Genomic DNA, 18,052 nt, shown 5'->3' with positions numbered 1-18,052 from the left:
AAATCACTTTTACTCCCTGAGGGCTGCCAAGGCATGTATTGCCATCATCTTTTCTTCGTTTGCAGGAATCACAATGACAGAAAAGGGCTGTAGGCATTGTATCCTGTTTAGGATATTCACTCTGACCAATTCTGAATTTTCCCCTATTCCACCAGTGAATACAATACCATCTACTCCACCTAGTGAAATGGTCATCATTCCAATAAATTGAGCTGTCTTCAGACAGAAATATTCCAAAGAAAATTGGGCATTTTTATCGAGGTTGGTTTGTAATTCTTTCACATTATTTGTTTGTCCTGATAAACCAAGCAAGCCCGATTCATTATAAAGTATTTCCTCTACCTTATGCGGTGTAAGATTCAGCTCTCTTATCATGTAAATGATAGCCCCGGGATCTAAACTGCCACAACGAGTTCCCATTGGTAACCCATCAAGTGCTGTCAAACCCATGGTAGTATCGATACTGATGCCTTTATGCATCGCACATAAGCTGGCACCATTTCCCAAATGAGCAGTAATGATTCTACTGTCTGCTAAATCAGGATACTCTTTTTTGAGAACATGTAATATCCATTCATAGGACAGTCCATGAAATCCATAGCGTCTAATTCCTTGTTGTCTTAAATACTCTGGCAGAGCATAGGTGGTAAATAAAGGAGTGTGCCGCGCGTGAAAGGCGGTATCAAAACAAGCTATTTGAGGTAGATCGGGCTTGAGCCGGGCAATGATTTTTATGGCTGCTAAATTGTGAGGTTGATGTAATGGTGCCAGAGAGTTCAGTGTTTCTAATTGATCTATTATTTGGGGAGTAATCAAAACACTCCCAGTGAAAAATTCCCCCCCATGAACAACACGATGTGCGGCAGCATTAATTTCCCAGTTTTGCTGTTGCTGACTAATCCAGTCAAGGATAAGATGAAGGGCTTGTTCATGAGAAATTTGTTTCTCCAGAGTGATTGATGTTCTTTCTTGTTCTAAAATTTCATTGATGGCATAAAAGCTTGGTATTGATTCTAAGTTAGTGATTTTTCCTTTGGCAAGAAGTTCAAGGTGCTCAGTATTAGAGAACACTTGAAATTTAATACTTGAGGAGCCAGTGTTAATGATTAATAGTGCAGAATGCCTCATTTGATTTTACCTTCTTTTCGGGCAGCTGATATTTTAGTTGCTACGGCACAAGATAATAATCGTGTTCTTAACGAATCAGCTCTACTGGCTAGAATAATAGGCACTCTTGCACCGAGGACTATTCCAGCGGCATCAGCATGCCCAAGGAAAGTGAGTTGCTTGGATAGCATATTTCCAGATTCAATTTCAGGCACCAACAAAATATCGGCATCACCAGCTACTGGAGAAATAATATTTTTTTCCTTGGTCGCTTGTTTATTAATGGCATTATCAAAGGCTAGAGGGCCATCCAGTATCCCATCAACAATTTGACCTCGATCTGCCATTTTACATAACACAGCGGCATCTACTGTTGCTTGCATTTTAGGATTGACCATCTCAACTGCTGCGAGGATGGCTACCTTGGGTTTGGTTTCCTCGCCATATAAAATTCGCCAGAGATTGATAGCATTTTGACATATGTCTGCTTTATCAGCAGCGTTGGGTGCTATATTGATGGCGGCATCAGTAATCATTAGTGGTTTATGATAAGTTGGAACATCCATCACATAGGCATGGCTGATGCGGTATTTTGTTCTTAATCCAGAGGTGGCAGGTACGACTGCAGACATGAGCTCATCAGTATGGAGTGCTCCTTTCATGATGGAGTCAACTTTCCCTGATGCGGCTAACTCTACCGCTTTAACCGCTGCAGCATCGCTGTGCTCTGTATCAATGATTTCCCATTTGGATAAATCAATTTTAGCTTCATTCGCGGCACATTTGATTTTTTCAATTGGACCTATCAAGACAGGCATAATTAAACCAGCATTAACTGAATCATAAACGGCTTCCAGGACATTAGCAGTGACTGGATGAACAACGGCCGTTTTTATAGGTGGTAAATCACGACAGGCTTCAATTATTTTATTAAAGTGATCATTGTGATGGATTTGTACCAGAGGTAAAACAGTTCGTGGTACTTTCATTTTTTTAGTGGGGGCAATGACTTTGGCAAGACCTTTAATCACTGTTTCTCCCTTTTGATTAACTCCCTTGCAGTCAAAATGAACAATAGGTTTACTGGGATGCTTTTTACGGACAACAATAGAAATTGTGACATTATCTCCAATACGAACGGGAGTTACAAATTGGATATCCTGTTCCAGATAGATAGTTCCAGGGCCGGGGAGCACAGTACCTAGTAATGTTGAAATCAGAGCCCCAGACCACATTCCATGTCCAACTACCTCATGAAATACATCGCTTTTAGCAAATTTGGGATCCACATGAGAAGGATTAACATCTCCTGACATGGCAGCAAATAAATTAATATCATCTTGAGTTAATGTACGATTTAGGCTGGCTTGATGGCCTAATGTCAGTTCTTTAAATGTGACATTTTCAAGAAATTCATTACTCATTATTTATTCCTTTATTTTTGTAGCACGTATTTTCCAGGAGCATTGGGGAGATTTTTATCAAGTTGGCGCGGGGACACCAGTCTTTTAGAGGAATGACTTACTAACCAATCATGCCAGGCAGTCCACCAGGATCCGGTCTTTAATTCCGCCTTTTTTAACCAGTTTGTGGGATCAAGATAGGTGGAATCTAATTTTCTTTCCCGAATACGATAATATCGTCCTTCATGCCCAGGTTCACTTACTATTCCTGCGTTATGTCCGCCATTAGTCAAGACAAAGGTAATATCGGAATTAATTAATAAATGAGTTTTGTATACCGATTTCCATGGTGCCACGTGATCCTTTTCTGTGCTAACGACAAAAGCAGGTAGTCTAATATTTTCTCCTACAACAGGTTTTCCTTCCAAGGTAAATCGGCCTTCTGCAAAATCATTATTAAGAAATAATCTTTCGAGGTATTCGCTATGCATTTTGTATGGCATACGAGTTGCGTCTGCATTCCAGGCTAGCAGGGGGATCATCCCTCTTTGAGTCCCATGCATATAATCCTGAACCATTTTGGACCAAATCAAATCATAGGAACGAAGCATTTGAAATGTTCCAGACATTTGTTTCGTATCCAAATATCCTTGTTCCCACATCATGCTTTTTAAAAAGGACACTTCACTTTTGGTTATAAAGAGTAATAATTCACCAGCATCAATAAAATCACCTTGAGCAGCAAGTAGAGATAAGGTTTTAATGCGATTATCATGATCATGTGCCATAGCCGCTGCTGTTAAGATAGCCAGTGTGCCTCCAAGACAATAACCCATTAAATGGATTTTGGTATGTGGAATTGCCATACAAACAGCATTTATAGCATCTATAGCACCTAGCCTATAATAATCATCCATACCAAGATTTCTGTCCTCTTTAGTGGGGTTACGCCAAGAGACTATAAATACGGTATGTCCTTGGCTGGTTAACCAGCTTACTAAAGAGTTTTCTGGTAACAAATCCAAAATATAATATTTCATAATCCAGGCTGGAATGATTAAGATAGGTTCTTTATATACTTTTTCTGTTTGTGGAGCGTATTGAATTAATTCGATTAAATGATTGCTGTAAACAACTTTTCCTTTTGTTATGGCTACTTGTTTTCCTGGAACAAAATTCTCAACTCCGGCTGGGGGTGAACCCGTTATTTTTTCGACAAAATCCTGGATAGCGAGTTCGGTTCCACGAATTAAATTTTGCCCATTCGAGCGTATGGTTTCCTGAAGCAAGTCTGGATTAGTAAAAACAAAATTAGAGGGTGATACAGCATCAAGAATTTGTCTTGTGGAAAAGGTCACAGTTCTTTTGACATGAAGTGGTATACCCGGAACTTTACTGGAGGCTTGTAAACACCAATCTTCAAGTTGGAGAAATTGTTCAGCCCAAAGCCGCCAGGGATAATAACTCCAGTTTTCTGTATGAAACCGCACGTCTTTGCCATCACTAGGTTTTTCATATTTGAAAAGGTTAGAAATATAATCATTAGCATGTAAAAGAGGATAATAGGCCAATCTTAATATTGAGCCAGGTGACTGAAGTAGTTGAGCAAACCAGGAATAATAAGCTGTACCCAGTGCGGCAGGACTTATACCTGCTGTTAGCTTCCCCAAACTGGCTTGGTACAATTTATCAATAAATCTAAAAATTGGGTCTGATTCTTCAGTGGCTGGTGTTTGTTCTATTGGACTTACAACTTCTTTTTTTGAGGATTCAGGTGTTTCATTAGATTTATTAATGCTTTTTTTATTGGTTCTACTCATACCTTACTTCCTGTAGGTGTTTGATTTATAAAAAGTAGTATAGCAGCATTCTATTAATAACTTTACTATAGAAATGAGGTAAGTTGTGCTATCATTTGGTTTTTTTGTTTAGTAGAAATAAATCCACTCTATACTGGAGATTGCGATGCTAAAATATTTATCAAGTGCAATTATTGTAATTCTTATTCTTCTAACAGCGGGTTGTCAAACCAATACGGTAGGTAATTTGTTCGGTCCCTCTTATCCATCAGGAATGACTTTGGCTCAGTCGGTGAAAGATTCATTAATGGAAAGCAATGATCCTGTGATAAATCAAATTCATGTTGAAACAAATCAAAACATAGTCATATTAAGCGGATATGTGAAAAAAATTCGCCAGAGTGACGTCGCGGAACAAATCGCTCGTCAGGTCCAAGGTGTTCAATCGGTTGAGAATCACATTATTGTTCGCCCATAAATTATGGTTTCTTGCGACACATTTTGAATTCTCTATCAATGATATTGGATTCAAGTCATTAGAACTCTTGCATAATCTATAGGTTATGCAAGAGGTTTCTTGTCCTCAGGAATACTCGTATCCCTCTATTTTTCTTTTTTACTTTCCTTGTTACCGCAACAAGAGCAACAACTAAAGCAATTATAAAGCCACGCTATCAGAAACCCTGTGATGAAGGCATCAATAAAACCAATGACCCCTCCAATGACACTACCCATTATAGAAGGTTCATAGCCAAGGTATAATGTTGCAATTGCTTCAACAAAAGGCCTGCCATAGGTGTAAAAATAAGCCACCAATCCCATAATTAATAAAGACAAGCCCCAGAGAACTCCTAATGAAAGACCCAGTCCAACAGGACTAATTTTGCATCCACTCATGGAAATCTCCTTATCAGATCTATATATATAATTATATACCAGTTTGTTTAACGTAAATTGTGTTTACAGGATTCAAAGGTCTACAATTAAATTATATACACCAATTTGATAAGAATATGAACTATTTCATTGGCTTATGTTTTGGGTTATTTAGCGCTGTTGCTTGTTATGCTGAATCAGATAACTCTTCTCTTCCTGATGGGTTAATTAAAGTAAATAAAGAAAATAATTCCAGGTGTGTGGCATTTGTAACTTACAAAGGAGATCTCTATTGTAGTGAAGTTCCTTTAGATAATTCTTCAGTAGCTCCACAAGTTATCACCTATGAGAAACAAACAGTTCATTTTGATAATAGACCGTGGAAAGTTGCTTGGGGAAAGAAAACAGAGAAGATAGTGACGGTTGAGTATATTCCTGTTGGAGATAATATCAATAACTGGAAAGAGTTAATTACAACTCAGTTTATACCAGGTTTAAAAGACATTACACCGGCTCAGTTTGGTAATCAATTTTTGTATAATCTAGATAAATCTGGGGTAAAATACACAGTCAACACTATAGAAGACCAATCAGATTTACTCATTTTTGAATTTAAAGTCCTGGAGCCTGCTAATCTTCAACAAGACGAAATTCTGAAAATCATTAAAGGCAAAGAGGGAATTTATATTATCCACTATGCAATCAAAAAATCCGACATGAGTAACGAGAATAGAGCCAAGTGGATCAAAAATTTAAAAAATAGCTTTATAAAAACGTCTGGACCGAATTCGTGAGAACCTGATAGAAGAGACTTACACGTTTTACATTCTTGATATTTACTGAGCTCTGCTTGGTTTAAAAATGAATTGGCAATACGCTCTTTATTCATTACAGTAATTCAATGTAAGTTTGCTATCAAAAAATGATGCTATTTTTTGATAGCAAACTGGGTTATTTTGGAGGGGATCTCGTATCAATACCACTCATCTCCGCTTTCGCTGGGGACAAGCTATACGGGGTAACGTTCGTTTAGCGATAAAGGAATTTCTTTGCCTTTATTATATCGAACTCACATTAATTCAAATGATATACAGCAAGGGATTATTATGAAATTGTCCTTTTTAGGCGCTACAGGTACAGTTACGGGTTCTAAATATTTATTAGAATCAAATAATAAGAGGATTTTAGTAGATTGTGGTCTTTTCCAAGGTTTAAAAGAATTGAGGTTAAGAAATTGGGAGCCTCTGCCAATTTCTCCGGCATCTATAGATGCTGTTGTTTTAACTCATGCTCATATTGATCACAGTGGTTATTTACCATTATTAGTGAAACAGGGGTTTAAGGGGCGTATTTATGCGACAGCAGCGACTGTTGATTTATGCTCCATCTTGTTACCCGATAGTGGTTTCTTACATGAAGAAGACGCCAAAAGGGCCAATAAGTATGGATATAGTAAACATCATCCAGCGTTACCTTTGTATACTCAAGAAGATGCTAGTAACTCCTTAAAGTATTTTGAATCAGTAGACTATGACACTCCCTACCCTTTGATGGATGATTTCGAAATTAGTTGGCACAGGGCAGGTCATATACTGGGATCAGCGTTTATTCAGTTTCAATCAAAGTCTATGAAAATATTGTTTAGCGGGGATATTGGGCGATTCAAGGACCCTGTAATGAAACCCTCGGAGATAATGAAATCCACCGATTATTTAATTATTGAATCAACTTATGGTGATCGTTTACATGATAAAACAGACCCTTTGGATTTTATAGCCAAGATAGTAAATACCACTTGTCAACGGGGAGGAACTGTATTAATTCCTGCTTTTGCTGTAGGTAGAGCGCAGACTATTTTATATTATCTATATCTTTTAAAACAAAAAAAATTAATTCCTGATATCCCGATTTATCTTGATAGTCCTATGGCCATCGATGCGACAGAATTATTATTAAAACACTATAGTGAACACCGTTTGAGCGCAGAGGAGTGTCAGGCTGTATGTCAGATTGCAACCTATGTTCATACGGCAGATGAATCAATGGCAGTTGATTGGGATCATGAATCTAAAATTATTATTTCAGCGAGCGGCATGATGACTGGCGGTAGAATTTTGCACCATTTGAAGGTTTATGCCCCTGATCCTGCCAGCACCATCCTCTTGACTGGATTCCAAGCGGCAGGTACAAGAGGTGAAAAAATGTTAAATCGTGAGCCTACCGTTAAAATCCATGGTGATGATTATCCAGTAAGAGCTCAGGTAGAAATGTTAACTAATGCTTCAGCCCATGCTGATTATGAGGAAATACTAATTTGGTTAAAACATTTTAACAAAGCACCAAAAGAGGTTTTTATCACTCATGGTGAGCCGCAGGGTGCATTAGGTTTGAAAAATCATATTGAAACGGAATTAGGGTGGACTTGCAAGATACCGAATTATCTTGAAAAAGTAAATTTAGGTTAATTATAAGTACTTGAAAAAATAATTATTTAGTTGATTGGACAAGCTTGACTTTTAGGATAACTAGTTTCTAAAATGCTAATGGCAAAATTGTTGGTATTTGCCTGATCTATAATCATTTTTATTAAATTTAAAAGGGAATTGCGATGAATAAATTACAATTAACTGGTGCTGTACTTGCTGTTGGTGCTGCTTCTATGTTTGCTTTGGCTCCAGCATTTGCAGTTGACACCACTTCTGCTACTGTTCACTGTAAAGGTGTTAATGCTTGTAAAGGACAAGGCAGTTGCAAATCAGCTGACAATGCCTGCAAAGGTCAAAACACTTGTAAAGGCAAAGGTATTCTTGAACTGTCTAAAGATGATTGCGACAAACAAGGCGGTACTGTTGTTGAGTAATAAGAAGTACTCTAGTGGTATCTTACCAGACATGTCGTTCATGTCTGGTTCGCATTATTTTTTAGGTCTAATATGGAAGTATTCCAAAATAAACGCACACAGAAATTGCCTTATTTAGGTTTTGGTTTGGGATTAAGGCCAAATTATTACGAAGAGATTTTGATAAATAAACCTGATTTGGATTGGTTTGAGATACTAACTGAAAATTATTTAATTCCCGGAGGTAAGCCTCTCTATTATCTGGATAGAATTCGTGAGCATTATCCAATTGTCATGCACGGTGTTTCTCTTTCGCTTGGCAGTACTGACCCCTTGGACTGGGATTATTTAAAGCAGGTAAAGGAATTGGCTTTTCGTGTTCAGCCGGCCTGGATCTCTGATCATTTATGTTGGACTGGTATACACGGATTAAATATCCACGATTTATTGCCAGTGCCCTATACAACTCAAGCAATTAAACACATTGTGTCACGTATCCATCAAATACAAGATTTTCTCCAACGACCGCTTTTGATTGAAAATGTATCGAGTTACCTTACTTATAAACAGTCAGAAATGTCCGAATGGGATTTTATTCAGGAGATAGTGAAACAATCCGATTGTTATTTGTTGCTGGATGTGAACAATATTTATGTCAGTTCTTTTAATCATGGTTTTAATCCAATGGATTATATTAATTCCATGCCTGTTGGGAAAGTAGCACAAATTCATTTGGCGGGACACACGAATCATGGTGATTACATCATAGATACTCATAATGCCCCTGTCATTGAACCAGTTTGGACTCTTTATGAAGCAACCATACAGAGATTTGGTCCAGTATCCACTATGATTGAACGTGATGATAATATGCCTGAGTTTGACGAGCTTTTAGCAGAGATTAATCACGCAAGACGTCTTGCTCAGCAAGCATTGAAAGAACGGGTAGCGATATGAATCCTCTTTTGAGCTTGCAAAATCAATTTCAGGAATTCATCTATTCAGGGCAATCGAATATTAAAGAATCCATCGTACCAACAGAGTCAGTTTCATCTGAAACTCGTTTGGCTATTTATAAAGACGGTTATCGATTGAGATTGATTGAATGTTTAACCGCAAATTATCCGGCCTTGCATGCTTATTTAGGTACGGAGGAATTTGAAAAATTAAGTACCAGCTATATTGAAGCATACTCATCTACTTATCGATCAATCCGATGGTATGGTGATTGTTTGGCAGAATTTATAAAAAGGTATTACGCCAAGTCTTGCTGTTATTTGTCAGAGCTTGCTGAATTGGAATGGAAAATGACCCTGGCCTTTGATGCAGCCGATGATTTGGTAGTCAAGGTAGAGGAAATGGCTACAGTACCTCCTGAATCGTGGGCTGAAATGCGCTTTGTTCTTCACTCTTCAGTCCAAAAACTCAATTGTTATTGGAATGTTTTTCCATTATGGCAAACTTTGGTCAATAACCAGGATGTTCCTGAATTGAATGATAGTCCAATTGCTACGGGCTGGGTGTTATGGCGGGATCAGGATTATATTATTCAATATTATAGTTTGTCAGAAGAAGAAGCTTGGGCTTTGGATTCCATGATCCGGGGATTATCCTTTGGAGCTGTTTGTGAGGGTTTATGTCAGTGGATTCCAGCTGAAGAGGTTGGAATGAAAGCGGCATCTTATTTAAAAAACTGGATTCAAAATGGGTTATTGTCCCAATGCATTACAAGTTGTAATGAAGCATAAAATAGCAGTTCGAGCCTGGCCAAGACGATTATTGAATCTACGATAACCTTTGTTTACACTTCTACATAAGGACGTGTCATGTTAAACCCTAGAGAAGTTATTACCATTGAGGATGCGAAGCGAATTGTTGAAGAAAGGCAGCTTACCCATGTTAAAGTTGGCCTTTTTGATATCGATGGCGTCATGCTCGGTAAGTATATGAGTCGCGAAAAATTTTTTTCAGCTTTGGAAAATGGCTTTGCTTTTTGTGATGTGATTTTAGGATGGGATTCGAAAGACAAACTTTATGATAATGTGAAATATACTGGTTGGCATACTGGTTACCCTGATGCCTCAGTTCGAGTTATTCCCTCAACCTGTCGTGAGATAGTGTTTGAAGACAATCAATTGTTATTTATGGCTGAATTTTCACAGCAGGCTGAAACAATTTGTCCGCGGGGTACTTTGCGTCGTGTCATAAATAAAGCAGCTGGGATGGGGTATGAGGTTTATGCTGCATTGGAGTATGAGTTTTTTGTTTTTGATGAAACTCCTGATAGTGTTCGTGCTAAAGGGTTTCGTAACTTGAAGCCTATAACTCCTGATAATTTTGGTTATTCAATTATTCGTAACACAGTTCATGCGGAGTTTTATCACCAAATCCTCAATATGGCAGAAAAAATGGATTTTGCTATTGAGGGTCTACACACTGAAACAGGCCCCGGAGTTATTGAAGCAGCGATAGCAGTCGATAACGCAGAGGCAGCAGGGGACAAAGCGGCATTATTTAAAACATTTATGAAAATTCTTGCTCAGAGAAATAATAAAATGGCAACTTTTATGGCCAAGTGGTCAGGGAACTATCCAGGGCAAAGTGGGCATATTCATCTTTCTCTAAGAGACAGAGATGGTGGTAGTTCAGCTTTTTATGAATCAGGTAAACCATATAATATGAGTAAGATTCAGCGTCATTTTTTAGCAGGACAACAAAAGCTGATGCCTGAATTACTGGCGATGTTATCACCGACTGTTAATAGTTATTCAAGATTAATTCCTGGTTATTGGGCACCAACAGATGCTACGTGGGGTGTTGAAAACCGTACTACCGCTTTGCGGGTCATTCCAGGCAATGATAAGTCTCAGCGTATTGAATATCGATTAGGTTCAGCTGATGCCAATCCTTACCTGGCCTTGGCTGCCGCTATAGGATCTGGATTATATGGAATTGAGAACGAATTAGAGCCAGAAGCAGAAGTGAAAGGTAATTCATATGAACAAAATCATAGTCCGGAATTGGCATTGCCTTGCACCTTATGGGAATCAGCTCAAAGTTTGAGAAATTCCAGTGCTGCCTATGACTTGTTTGGTCAAGAGTTTGTTGAACATTTTGCTGCTTCAAGAGAATGGGAAGAAAGGGAATTTAGAAAACATATTACAGATTGGGAGCTGGATAGGTATTTTGAAATTATTTAGTAGGACTTACGAAAAACCCCAATCTCTTCGTTTAAAAAGTTTTTAATTCGGTCATTTAGTTTGTCTAAACTACTTCCTCATTAAAAATCTTTTTTGCCTCGACCTTGGAGTTTTTCGTAAGTCCTGATTTAGACTCCGTTGACATTTTTGCTATCTTAGCCGAAAAGCTTTGATTTTCTGTGATCCGTTGCTCACATGCTTCCAGGTATGCCCCACTGCGGCGTTCGAAAATCAAGTTTTTTGACCCGATCCAGTGACATGACAACAGAACCCAGTACCAATTTTTTAGAAAACTTATGGATTAAAAATGATTATTACCTTAAAAACCTATTCTCCTATAGACAATTCTCTCTATGTTGAAAGGGAATATGCCAATCAAGAAGAGATAAGACAGACTTTAGACAAAGCACAAACAGCAAAAAAATTATGGCCTCTGTCTTCTTTGGCTGAACGGCAGGAGTATTGTTTGGCTGCTGTGAATGAGATAGTTGCCAATAAAGAAGCCATAGCGGAAGAAATTTGTTGGCAAATCGGGAGACCTATTCGATATGCCCAGGGCGAAATTAATGGATTTGAAGAAAGGGCAAAGTATATGGTAGCGGAGGCTGAATCTTCTTTGGCTACCTTGGAATTACCTGAAAAAGAGGGTTTTATAAGGTATATAAAACGTGAACCTCTTGGTGTTGTTCTAGTGATCGCTCCCTGGAATTACCCATTCCTTACGGCGGTCAATACTATTATTCCAGCTCTAATGGCTGGTAATGTTGTGATTTTGAAACATTCTGCTCAGACTCCATTAGTAGCAGAGCGTTTAGATCAGGCATTCAGAAAAGCTTGTTTACCACCAGGTGTTTTTCAATACTTGCATTTGACTCATGAGGGTACAGAACAAGTCATGAGATCACCAGTGGTTAATTCCATTGCTTTCACTGGTTCAGTAACTGGTGGTGAAAGAATAGAACAGGTTGCTGCAGGGCGTTTTATTCCAGTAAATTTGGAATTAGGTGGAAAAGATCCAGCTTATGTCAGAGCTGATTCAGATTTGGATCATGCAGTAGCAACTGCCATAGACGGGGCTTTTTTTAATTCTGGTCAATCATGTTGTGGTATAGAAAGGATTTATGTGCACAGAGATGTGTATGAAGAATTCGTTAGCAAAGCCATCAATTTAGTTAAACAATACAAATTAGGAAGACCAGACAACCCGGAAACAACTTTAGGTCCCTTGATTCGCACTGTATCAGCTGATTTTGTTAGAGGGCAAATTAAAGAAGCGATAGACCAAGGGGCAATTGCTCATATAAATACTCAGGATTTTGAAATGGACAGGCCAGGCACACCTTATCTGGCACCACAAATATTAACTGGTGTTAATCATAATATGCGAATTATGACTGAGGAAACTTTTGGTCCAGTCGTAGGCATCATGTCGGTTAATAATGATGAAGAAGCAATCCAATGGATGAATGACAGTGATTATGGATTAACTGCAGTGGTATTCACTCAGGATATAAATCAAGGGATCGCTATTGGCGAGCGATTGCAAACAGGGACTTTTTTTATCAATCGTTGTGATTATCTTGATCCAGCTTTGGCCTGGACAGGTATAAAAAATTCAGGCAGAGGTTGTACCTTATCTACCATAGGTTATGATTATCTGACTCGTCCTAAATCATTTCATATAAGAACCCAAATTGAGTCCTAAAATCCAAAATTGAATAGATTTCATTCCAAACTCTCTGAGGTAAGGGAAGTGTGAAGAGAAACGGAGCTCAGAACAGGAGTGTACACTATACATGAGGATTTGAGCATCGTATCGACGGAATAATCTCTTGCCGCAGTAGAGTTTGGAAAAATGGCTGATCTAAAAAGACTTAAGCTTCAGTGCAGAAGACACTTACAGTACGTTATAATTTTATTTTTCAGATTAAAGGAAGATCTCAGATGAAGAAGCCATTGTTAATTGCCAATTGGAATTATCCAACTCGCATCAGGGTTGGGGCAGGACGAGTGAACGAGTTAACTAAAGTGTGTCGTGAGTTAGGTATTAATGCCCCTCTGTTAGTGACTGATCCTGGGCTAGCAGTATCATTAATGGTTGGTAAAATCATACAACAAGGTCAGTCAGCCGATTTACGAATGGGCTTGTTCTGTCAAATTAAAACAAATCCTACTGGCGAGAATGTGATGGATGGTGTTCGCGCTTTCAAAGTTGGTCACCATGATGGAGTAATTGCCTTTGGTGGCGGTTCGGCATTGGACGCTGCTAAAGCGATTGCTTTAATGGTTGGTCAGGATCGATCCTTATGGGATTTTGAGGATATAGGGGATAACTGGACCAGGGTCAATGTTTCCACTATGGCTCCGGTTGTCGCTATTCCAACAACGGCGGGAACTGGCTCAGAAGTCGGGCGTGCCTCTGTGATCACTGATACCACAAAGCAAGTTAAAAAAATTATTTTTCATCCGAATATGTTACCTGCAATGGTTATTCTGGATCCTGAGTTAACAGTCGGACTTCCACAGGCACTTACAGCAGCTACTGGTATGGATGCCCTCTCCCATTGCCTGGAAGCTTTCTGCGCCTCTTATTATCATCCTATGGCGGAAAGTATTGCTTTGGAAGGAATAAGATTAATTAAAGATAATTTAATAAGAGTTTATAAAGATGGTAAGGATTTGGAAGCCAGAACGCATATGTTAGTTGCTTCAGCAATGGGAGCTACTGCATTTCAGCGTGGTTTGGGAGCTATGCATGCTTTGGCTCATCCATTAGGTGCTATATATGACGTTCATCATGGGAGACTTAATGCTATTTTAATGCCTTATATCTTATTAGCGAATCGAAGCGAAATTGAAAATAAAGTTGAGAGATTAGCAAATTATTTATCGATACCTAATGGGTTTGATGGATTTTTGGATTGGATAGAGCAGATGAGGTTAGAATTAGGAATTGAAAATACTTTAAGTCAGTTGGGTATCGATCATTCTCAGATAGACAGATTGGCCAAAATGGCTACTGAGGATGCTGCGGCAGCGTCCAATCCTATTGTATTTACCCAGGATCAATATAAAGAGCTTTTGAACAAAGCCATCAGTGGGCAATGATTTCAAAATAATAATTACAGGAATCAGGCAATCTTGTAGGTAGAAAACCAGTTGGTAATCCTGGGTTAGGGTAAGGCTATACTTAATCCATGCAACAAGAATTTTGTGATAATTAATTAGGTGAGTTAAATGAATCTTGGTATTTTGCTTTGTGATAAGGTTAGTGCAGTTTTTGTCGAGAATCATGGTCAATATCCAGAGATGTTCGCAAATCTCTTGCGCCCTGCTGATTCTACCCTTGAATTTACTGTATTTGATGCAGAACATGGGGAATTGCCAACTGATATCCATGAGGTAGATGCTTATCTGATTTCAGGAAGTCGACATGGAGTTAATGATGATTATTCCTGGATAAGGCGGCTTGAAGAGTTTGTTCGTACTTTGCATATTACCCAAAAGAAATTGATTGGTATTTGTTTTGGACATCAATTAATTGCCAAAGCTTTGGGTGGAAAAGTGATCAAATCGCCTAAGGGTTGGGGAGTAGGAATGTCACAAAATCACATTTTTCAATTTAAAGAATGGATGAATCCTTCACTAAACGAGTTTAATCTGCTCGTTAGCCATCAAGATCAGGTAGTCGAGTTACCAAAGGGAGCTGAGATATTGGCAGGCAGTGATTTTTGCCCAAATTACATGATGCAAATTGGGTCGCATTTTTTCAGTGTACAGGGGCACCCTGAATTTACTAAACCGTATTCCCGAGATTTGATGGTAAGTCGTGAAGATACTGTTAACGAAATAGAATTTATAAATGGTATGAAATCACTGGAATTACATGAGGATGACTCAATTATTGCTCAGTGGATAATCAATTTTTTAAAAGCAGAATGAGAAAACAATATTGCCTAGGTTCCATCCATAATCCTGACCTGAGAGTGAAGTCCATTAGTTTGATCATATACAAAACTTAAAGTATAATATATGCACATTTTTATTTAAATACCAATAGTGTTGAGGATTAGTAATGACGAAGACAATTGAGGCTACTGGAGATGGTGCTTGCCTATTTAATGCAGTATCTATCGGGCTAAGTATTGAGATCTTAAGTGGTCGGTTGGACTCACAATTGGATACTCCTGGTTATCTCGCTTTACTTGATGAATTTGCCAAGCATCATCCGCAATTTAAGCCCAAAAGTTGGAAGACTTTAAAAGAATGGCTTGCCTACTACAATAATACCCGGGATATTGAGCTGATTTTAGCGCCTGTATTATTTAATTTAAATCAGCGTTATCAGCATCGTCTGGATGAAGAAATTCTGAATGAATTGACTAATTTGGTGTGGAAAAATAAAGCAAATATTGAGAATGGGCAAGCCTGGTTTCAGCTACAGAATGTAGGGGATTTTGGTGATGCTCTTTTTCCGAAGTTGGAAAATCTGGACTTAAAAAAAGACAGGACTCCTTTGTTGGCATCATTACGGGAAATTCTCAAAGCCTATCAATTAGAGCTGACTCGTGAGAATGTAAAAAGATTTTTAGCAGAGCATGCCAAGGAATTACTGTCTGATTTAAATAAAAAAATTAGCATAGATCCGCTTGCTTTTCAAAGAGGTTACAGTTGCGATGAATTAAAAAGGATGGCTGACGCTTTATCTATAACCTTGGTTGAGAATGGAGTGGACAATACGACTGATAAAAAGGTCAAAATCAGGTTGGAGAATAAAGAAGAACATTGGAATGTATTTTGCAATGAGGAAGACAGTAATCGCCACCTTAATTCCAGACCTCAGCAGATAAAGATGACGTCTTTGGAATCTTATCGTGGTGATAAACAAGTTTCTGCTCCAGTAAAAACGATATCTATGGAATCTCATCGTGATGAGAAGCCTGTTGTTGCTCCAACTGACCAACGAAGGAGTTTACCAAGACAACGTGATGTGTTGTTAAGAGAAAAAATAATTGATAATCCAGGCCTTGGTAATTGTGCTTTTTATGCTTTTGCTATAGGTTTGGCGAATATTATCCAGGAAGAAGCAAGCTATAATAGTAGGGCCATGTTTGATCGCTGGATTAGACTTGATAGTTCAATCGCTGGCCAGTACGACGCTATTCTGAAACTTAATCTTGAAAATCCCAATAAACAATTATTAGATCAGTTACAAAGTTCATTAAGGATAATTGCTTATCACTATCAAATAGATGAGTTAAGAAATGTCTGTACTTTCAGAAATGGCAATTATAATGACTTAACAGGTAACAGTAATTTCGTTAATTTTGCAGCTTTGTATTATGGAGATCCTCTTGATACCGATCCTCGTTTTAATCCGTTTGCTGGTTCTATCGCTATACTGGATGAAATAGCAAAAATTGATCGTTCCACTGTACATCCTGGACATGAAAATGATGTATTAGTTCCCCTCTTTTTAAATTTATTATATGGAGAAACAGCAGATCCTACTCTTATCACCAGAGCAACAGAACCAAGGATAGATTCACCTGTCATTACTGCAATGAATAATATGACTCAGGATTTTTTCTGGGGAACGCATTTGGATTTGGACTATTTAGCTGAAGCTTTTGAGGTTAATCTTCATGTCCTACGCAATGATAATCCAATTCAAGAGTTTGTAGATATACCAATGCAGCATTCGGTTACATTAATTAATATGGATAATACTCATTGGACAACTCAGGTTACTAAAGCGAAATTAATGCCGGATATGATGTTAACAGGTCCTTCTCACTTAAGCAGATCTAAAAAGGAGAGTGGGCAGCAAGTTGAAAACCATTCCTCTGGAAAAAAATTGGATATCGATTCTATACCCCATCGAACTGATGTCCCATCCAAGTCCCATAGCAAGAAAAAAGAAGAGGGTAATCAATTAAGTAGAAAGCACGCCCAACCTGAAAAACTGGAGGTAGGCAAGGATCCGATTACCAAATCGGCTAAGGTGATAACAGAGCCTTCTGTTTTCAGCAGATCTAAAAACAAAAGTGGGCAGAAGGTTGAAGATCATTCTCCAAGAAAAAAATTGGTCACAGATTCTATAACCACTCGAACTGACGTTCCCTCTACATTTCATGGCAACAAAAAGGGAGAGGGTAAAAAATCCAGTGGTAATGATGGTGCACAACATAGAAAACAGGTGGTAAGTGAAGATTTGAAGAAATTGGAACAATTAAAGCGAATTGTTGCAAATGCTACTCTTGATTATACTACTTACAGTAAAAGTATCTGGTTTTCTTTCTTCCATCGACATGGCGAAACCGGTCGGGTTCGGGCTAATCATTTCAATAGTACTTTTTCTAAAATAAAGGATTATAATGAAGCGAAAGAAGCATTGGTTCATTATTTAAATAACCCCAAGAATGGTAATACTCATCCACATTCTTATAGAACGATGTTATTGCATGAATTACAAGGAAATCATGACAAGAAAAAGGATTTAAAATATCTTTCCAGGCATTTTACCTCTTCGTTAACCAGCTTGGCCTCGGTTTTAGAGGTTCAACTATTTGCGAACAAATTTGGTAAGTAACGTGAGTTCGATATAAAAGGCAGGGTAATGCCTTTTATATTCCATAAAGCTTGTCCCCAGCGAAAGCGGGGATGCATAGCGTTTATACAGTGCTCGAATCCTGTAGTCGTTCACGACGGTTATTATGCATTCGCTCCCTTATGGTCGCGGCTTGGATTATAATGGTGCAAAACAGACCATAAGGAAGTGGATAAAGTTGATACGTAGAATAACCAGTTATACTGTACAGTATATGC

15 protein-coding genes are annotated in these 18,052 nt (G+C 38.3%); 11 read left to right on the top strand and 4 right to left on the bottom strand.

Annotated features, from left to right (window positions below):
• Window positions 1–9: 9 nt before the first annotated feature.
• The 3 genes from ACZ5EK_RS11490 to ACZ5EK_RS11480 are packed head-to-tail and all read right to left on the bottom strand — an operon-like array spanning window position 10 to window position 4,330.
• Window positions 10–1,128: an acetate/propionate family kinase gene (locus tag ACZ5EK_RS11490; protein WP_464429708.1), complete on the bottom strand. Its 1,119-nt coding sequence runs from the start codon at window positions 1,126–1,128 to the stop codon at window positions 10–12.
• A complete protein-coding gene (locus ACZ5EK_RS11485; RefSeq protein WP_464429706.1) occupies window positions 1,125–2,531 on the bottom strand; it encodes a bifunctional enoyl-CoA hydratase/phosphate acetyltransferase in 1,407 nt (468 codons plus the stop codon). The genes ACZ5EK_RS11490 and ACZ5EK_RS11485 overlap by 4 nt, the downstream gene beginning before the upstream one ends.
• 11 nt (window positions 2,532–2,542) lie before the next feature.
• Window positions 2,543–4,330 carry a PHA/PHB synthase family protein gene (locus ACZ5EK_RS11480; RefSeq protein ID WP_464429705.1) on the bottom strand — a complete coding sequence of 596 codons (1,788 nt, stop codon included), beginning with the start codon at window positions 4,328–4,330 and terminating at the stop codon, window positions 2,543–2,545.
• 145 nt (window positions 4,331–4,475) lie between these two features.
• Between ACZ5EK_RS11480 and ACZ5EK_RS11475 the strand changes: the two genes are divergently transcribed.
• Window positions 4,476–4,787: a BON domain-containing protein gene (locus ACZ5EK_RS11475; protein WP_464429704.1), complete on the top strand. Its 312-nt coding sequence runs from the start codon at window positions 4,476–4,478 to the stop codon at window positions 4,785–4,787.
• A gap of 125 nt (window positions 4,788–4,912) precedes the next feature.
• Here ACZ5EK_RS11475 and ACZ5EK_RS11470 read toward each other — a convergent pair whose 3' ends face one another.
• Window positions 4,913–5,206: a bacteriophage holin gene (locus ACZ5EK_RS11470; RefSeq protein WP_464429703.1), complete on the bottom strand. Its 294-nt coding sequence runs from the start codon at window positions 5,204–5,206 to the stop codon at window positions 4,913–4,915.
• A gap of 116 nt (window positions 5,207–5,322) precedes the next feature.
• On the opposite strand from ACZ5EK_RS11470, the gene ACZ5EK_RS11465 reads away from it, so the two are divergent.
• From ACZ5EK_RS11465 to ACZ5EK_RS11420, 10 genes are all read left to right on the top strand, one after another.
• Window positions 5,323–5,979, top strand: coding sequence for a hypothetical protein (locus ACZ5EK_RS11465; protein ID WP_464429702.1), 657 nt, complete (start codon window positions 5,323–5,325; stop codon window positions 5,977–5,979).
• 312 nt (window positions 5,980–6,291) lie between these two features.
• Window positions 6,292–7,650, top strand: coding sequence for an MBL fold metallo-hydrolase RNA specificity domain-containing protein (locus tag ACZ5EK_RS11460; RefSeq protein ID WP_464429701.1), 1,359 nt, complete (start codon window positions 6,292–6,294; stop codon window positions 7,648–7,650).
• 143 nt (window positions 7,651–7,793) lie between these two features.
• Window positions 7,794–8,045 carry a BufA2 family periplasmic bufferin-type metallophore gene (gene bufA2, locus ACZ5EK_RS11455; protein WP_464424644.1) on the top strand — a complete coding sequence of 84 codons (252 nt, stop codon included), beginning with the start codon at window positions 7,794–7,796 and terminating at the stop codon, window positions 8,043–8,045.
• A gap of 72 nt (window positions 8,046–8,117) precedes the next feature.
• Window positions 8,118–8,981 (top strand): MNIO family bufferin maturase, encoded by an 864-nt coding sequence (gene bufB, locus ACZ5EK_RS11450; RefSeq protein ID WP_464429700.1) that lies wholly within the window; start codon window positions 8,118–8,120, stop codon window positions 8,979–8,981.
• Window positions 8,978–9,772 (top strand): HvfC/BufC N-terminal domain-containing protein, encoded by a 795-nt coding sequence (locus tag ACZ5EK_RS11445; RefSeq protein WP_464429699.1) that lies wholly within the window; start codon window positions 8,978–8,980, stop codon window positions 9,770–9,772. The genes bufB and ACZ5EK_RS11445 overlap by 4 nt, the downstream gene beginning before the upstream one ends.
• Window positions 9,773–9,850: 78 nt before the next feature.
• Window positions 9,851–11,224: a glutamine synthetase family protein gene (locus tag ACZ5EK_RS11440; RefSeq protein WP_464429698.1), complete on the top strand. Its 1,374-nt coding sequence runs from the start codon at window positions 9,851–9,853 to the stop codon at window positions 11,222–11,224.
• A gap of 307 nt (window positions 11,225–11,531) precedes the next feature.
• Window positions 11,532–12,929: an aldehyde dehydrogenase family protein gene (locus tag ACZ5EK_RS11435; RefSeq protein WP_464429696.1), complete on the top strand. Its 1,398-nt coding sequence runs from the start codon at window positions 11,532–11,534 to the stop codon at window positions 12,927–12,929.
• A gap of 239 nt (window positions 12,930–13,168) precedes the next feature.
• Entirely contained in the window at window positions 13,169–14,332 is a 1,164-nt protein-coding gene (locus tag ACZ5EK_RS11430) for an iron-containing alcohol dehydrogenase (RefSeq protein WP_464429695.1), read from the top strand.
• A 129-nt stretch (window positions 14,333–14,461) separates the two neighbouring features.
• On the top strand, window positions 14,462–15,166 hold the full coding sequence (locus ACZ5EK_RS11425) for a glutamine amidotransferase-related protein (RefSeq protein WP_464424636.1): 705 nt from the start codon (window positions 14,462–14,464) through the stop codon (window positions 15,164–15,166).
• A 133-nt stretch (window positions 15,167–15,299) separates the two neighbouring features.
• Entirely contained in the window at window positions 15,300–17,816 is a 2,517-nt protein-coding gene (locus ACZ5EK_RS11420; RefSeq protein WP_464429694.1) for a Dot/Icm T4SS effector Lem21, read from the top strand.
• The last annotated feature ends 236 nt before the right edge of the window (window positions 17,817–18,052 follow it).

It is taken from the genome of Legionella sp. JM-2024 (genome assembly GCF_055389095.1).
This window is presented reverse-complemented; position numbering and strand designations above follow the sequence as displayed.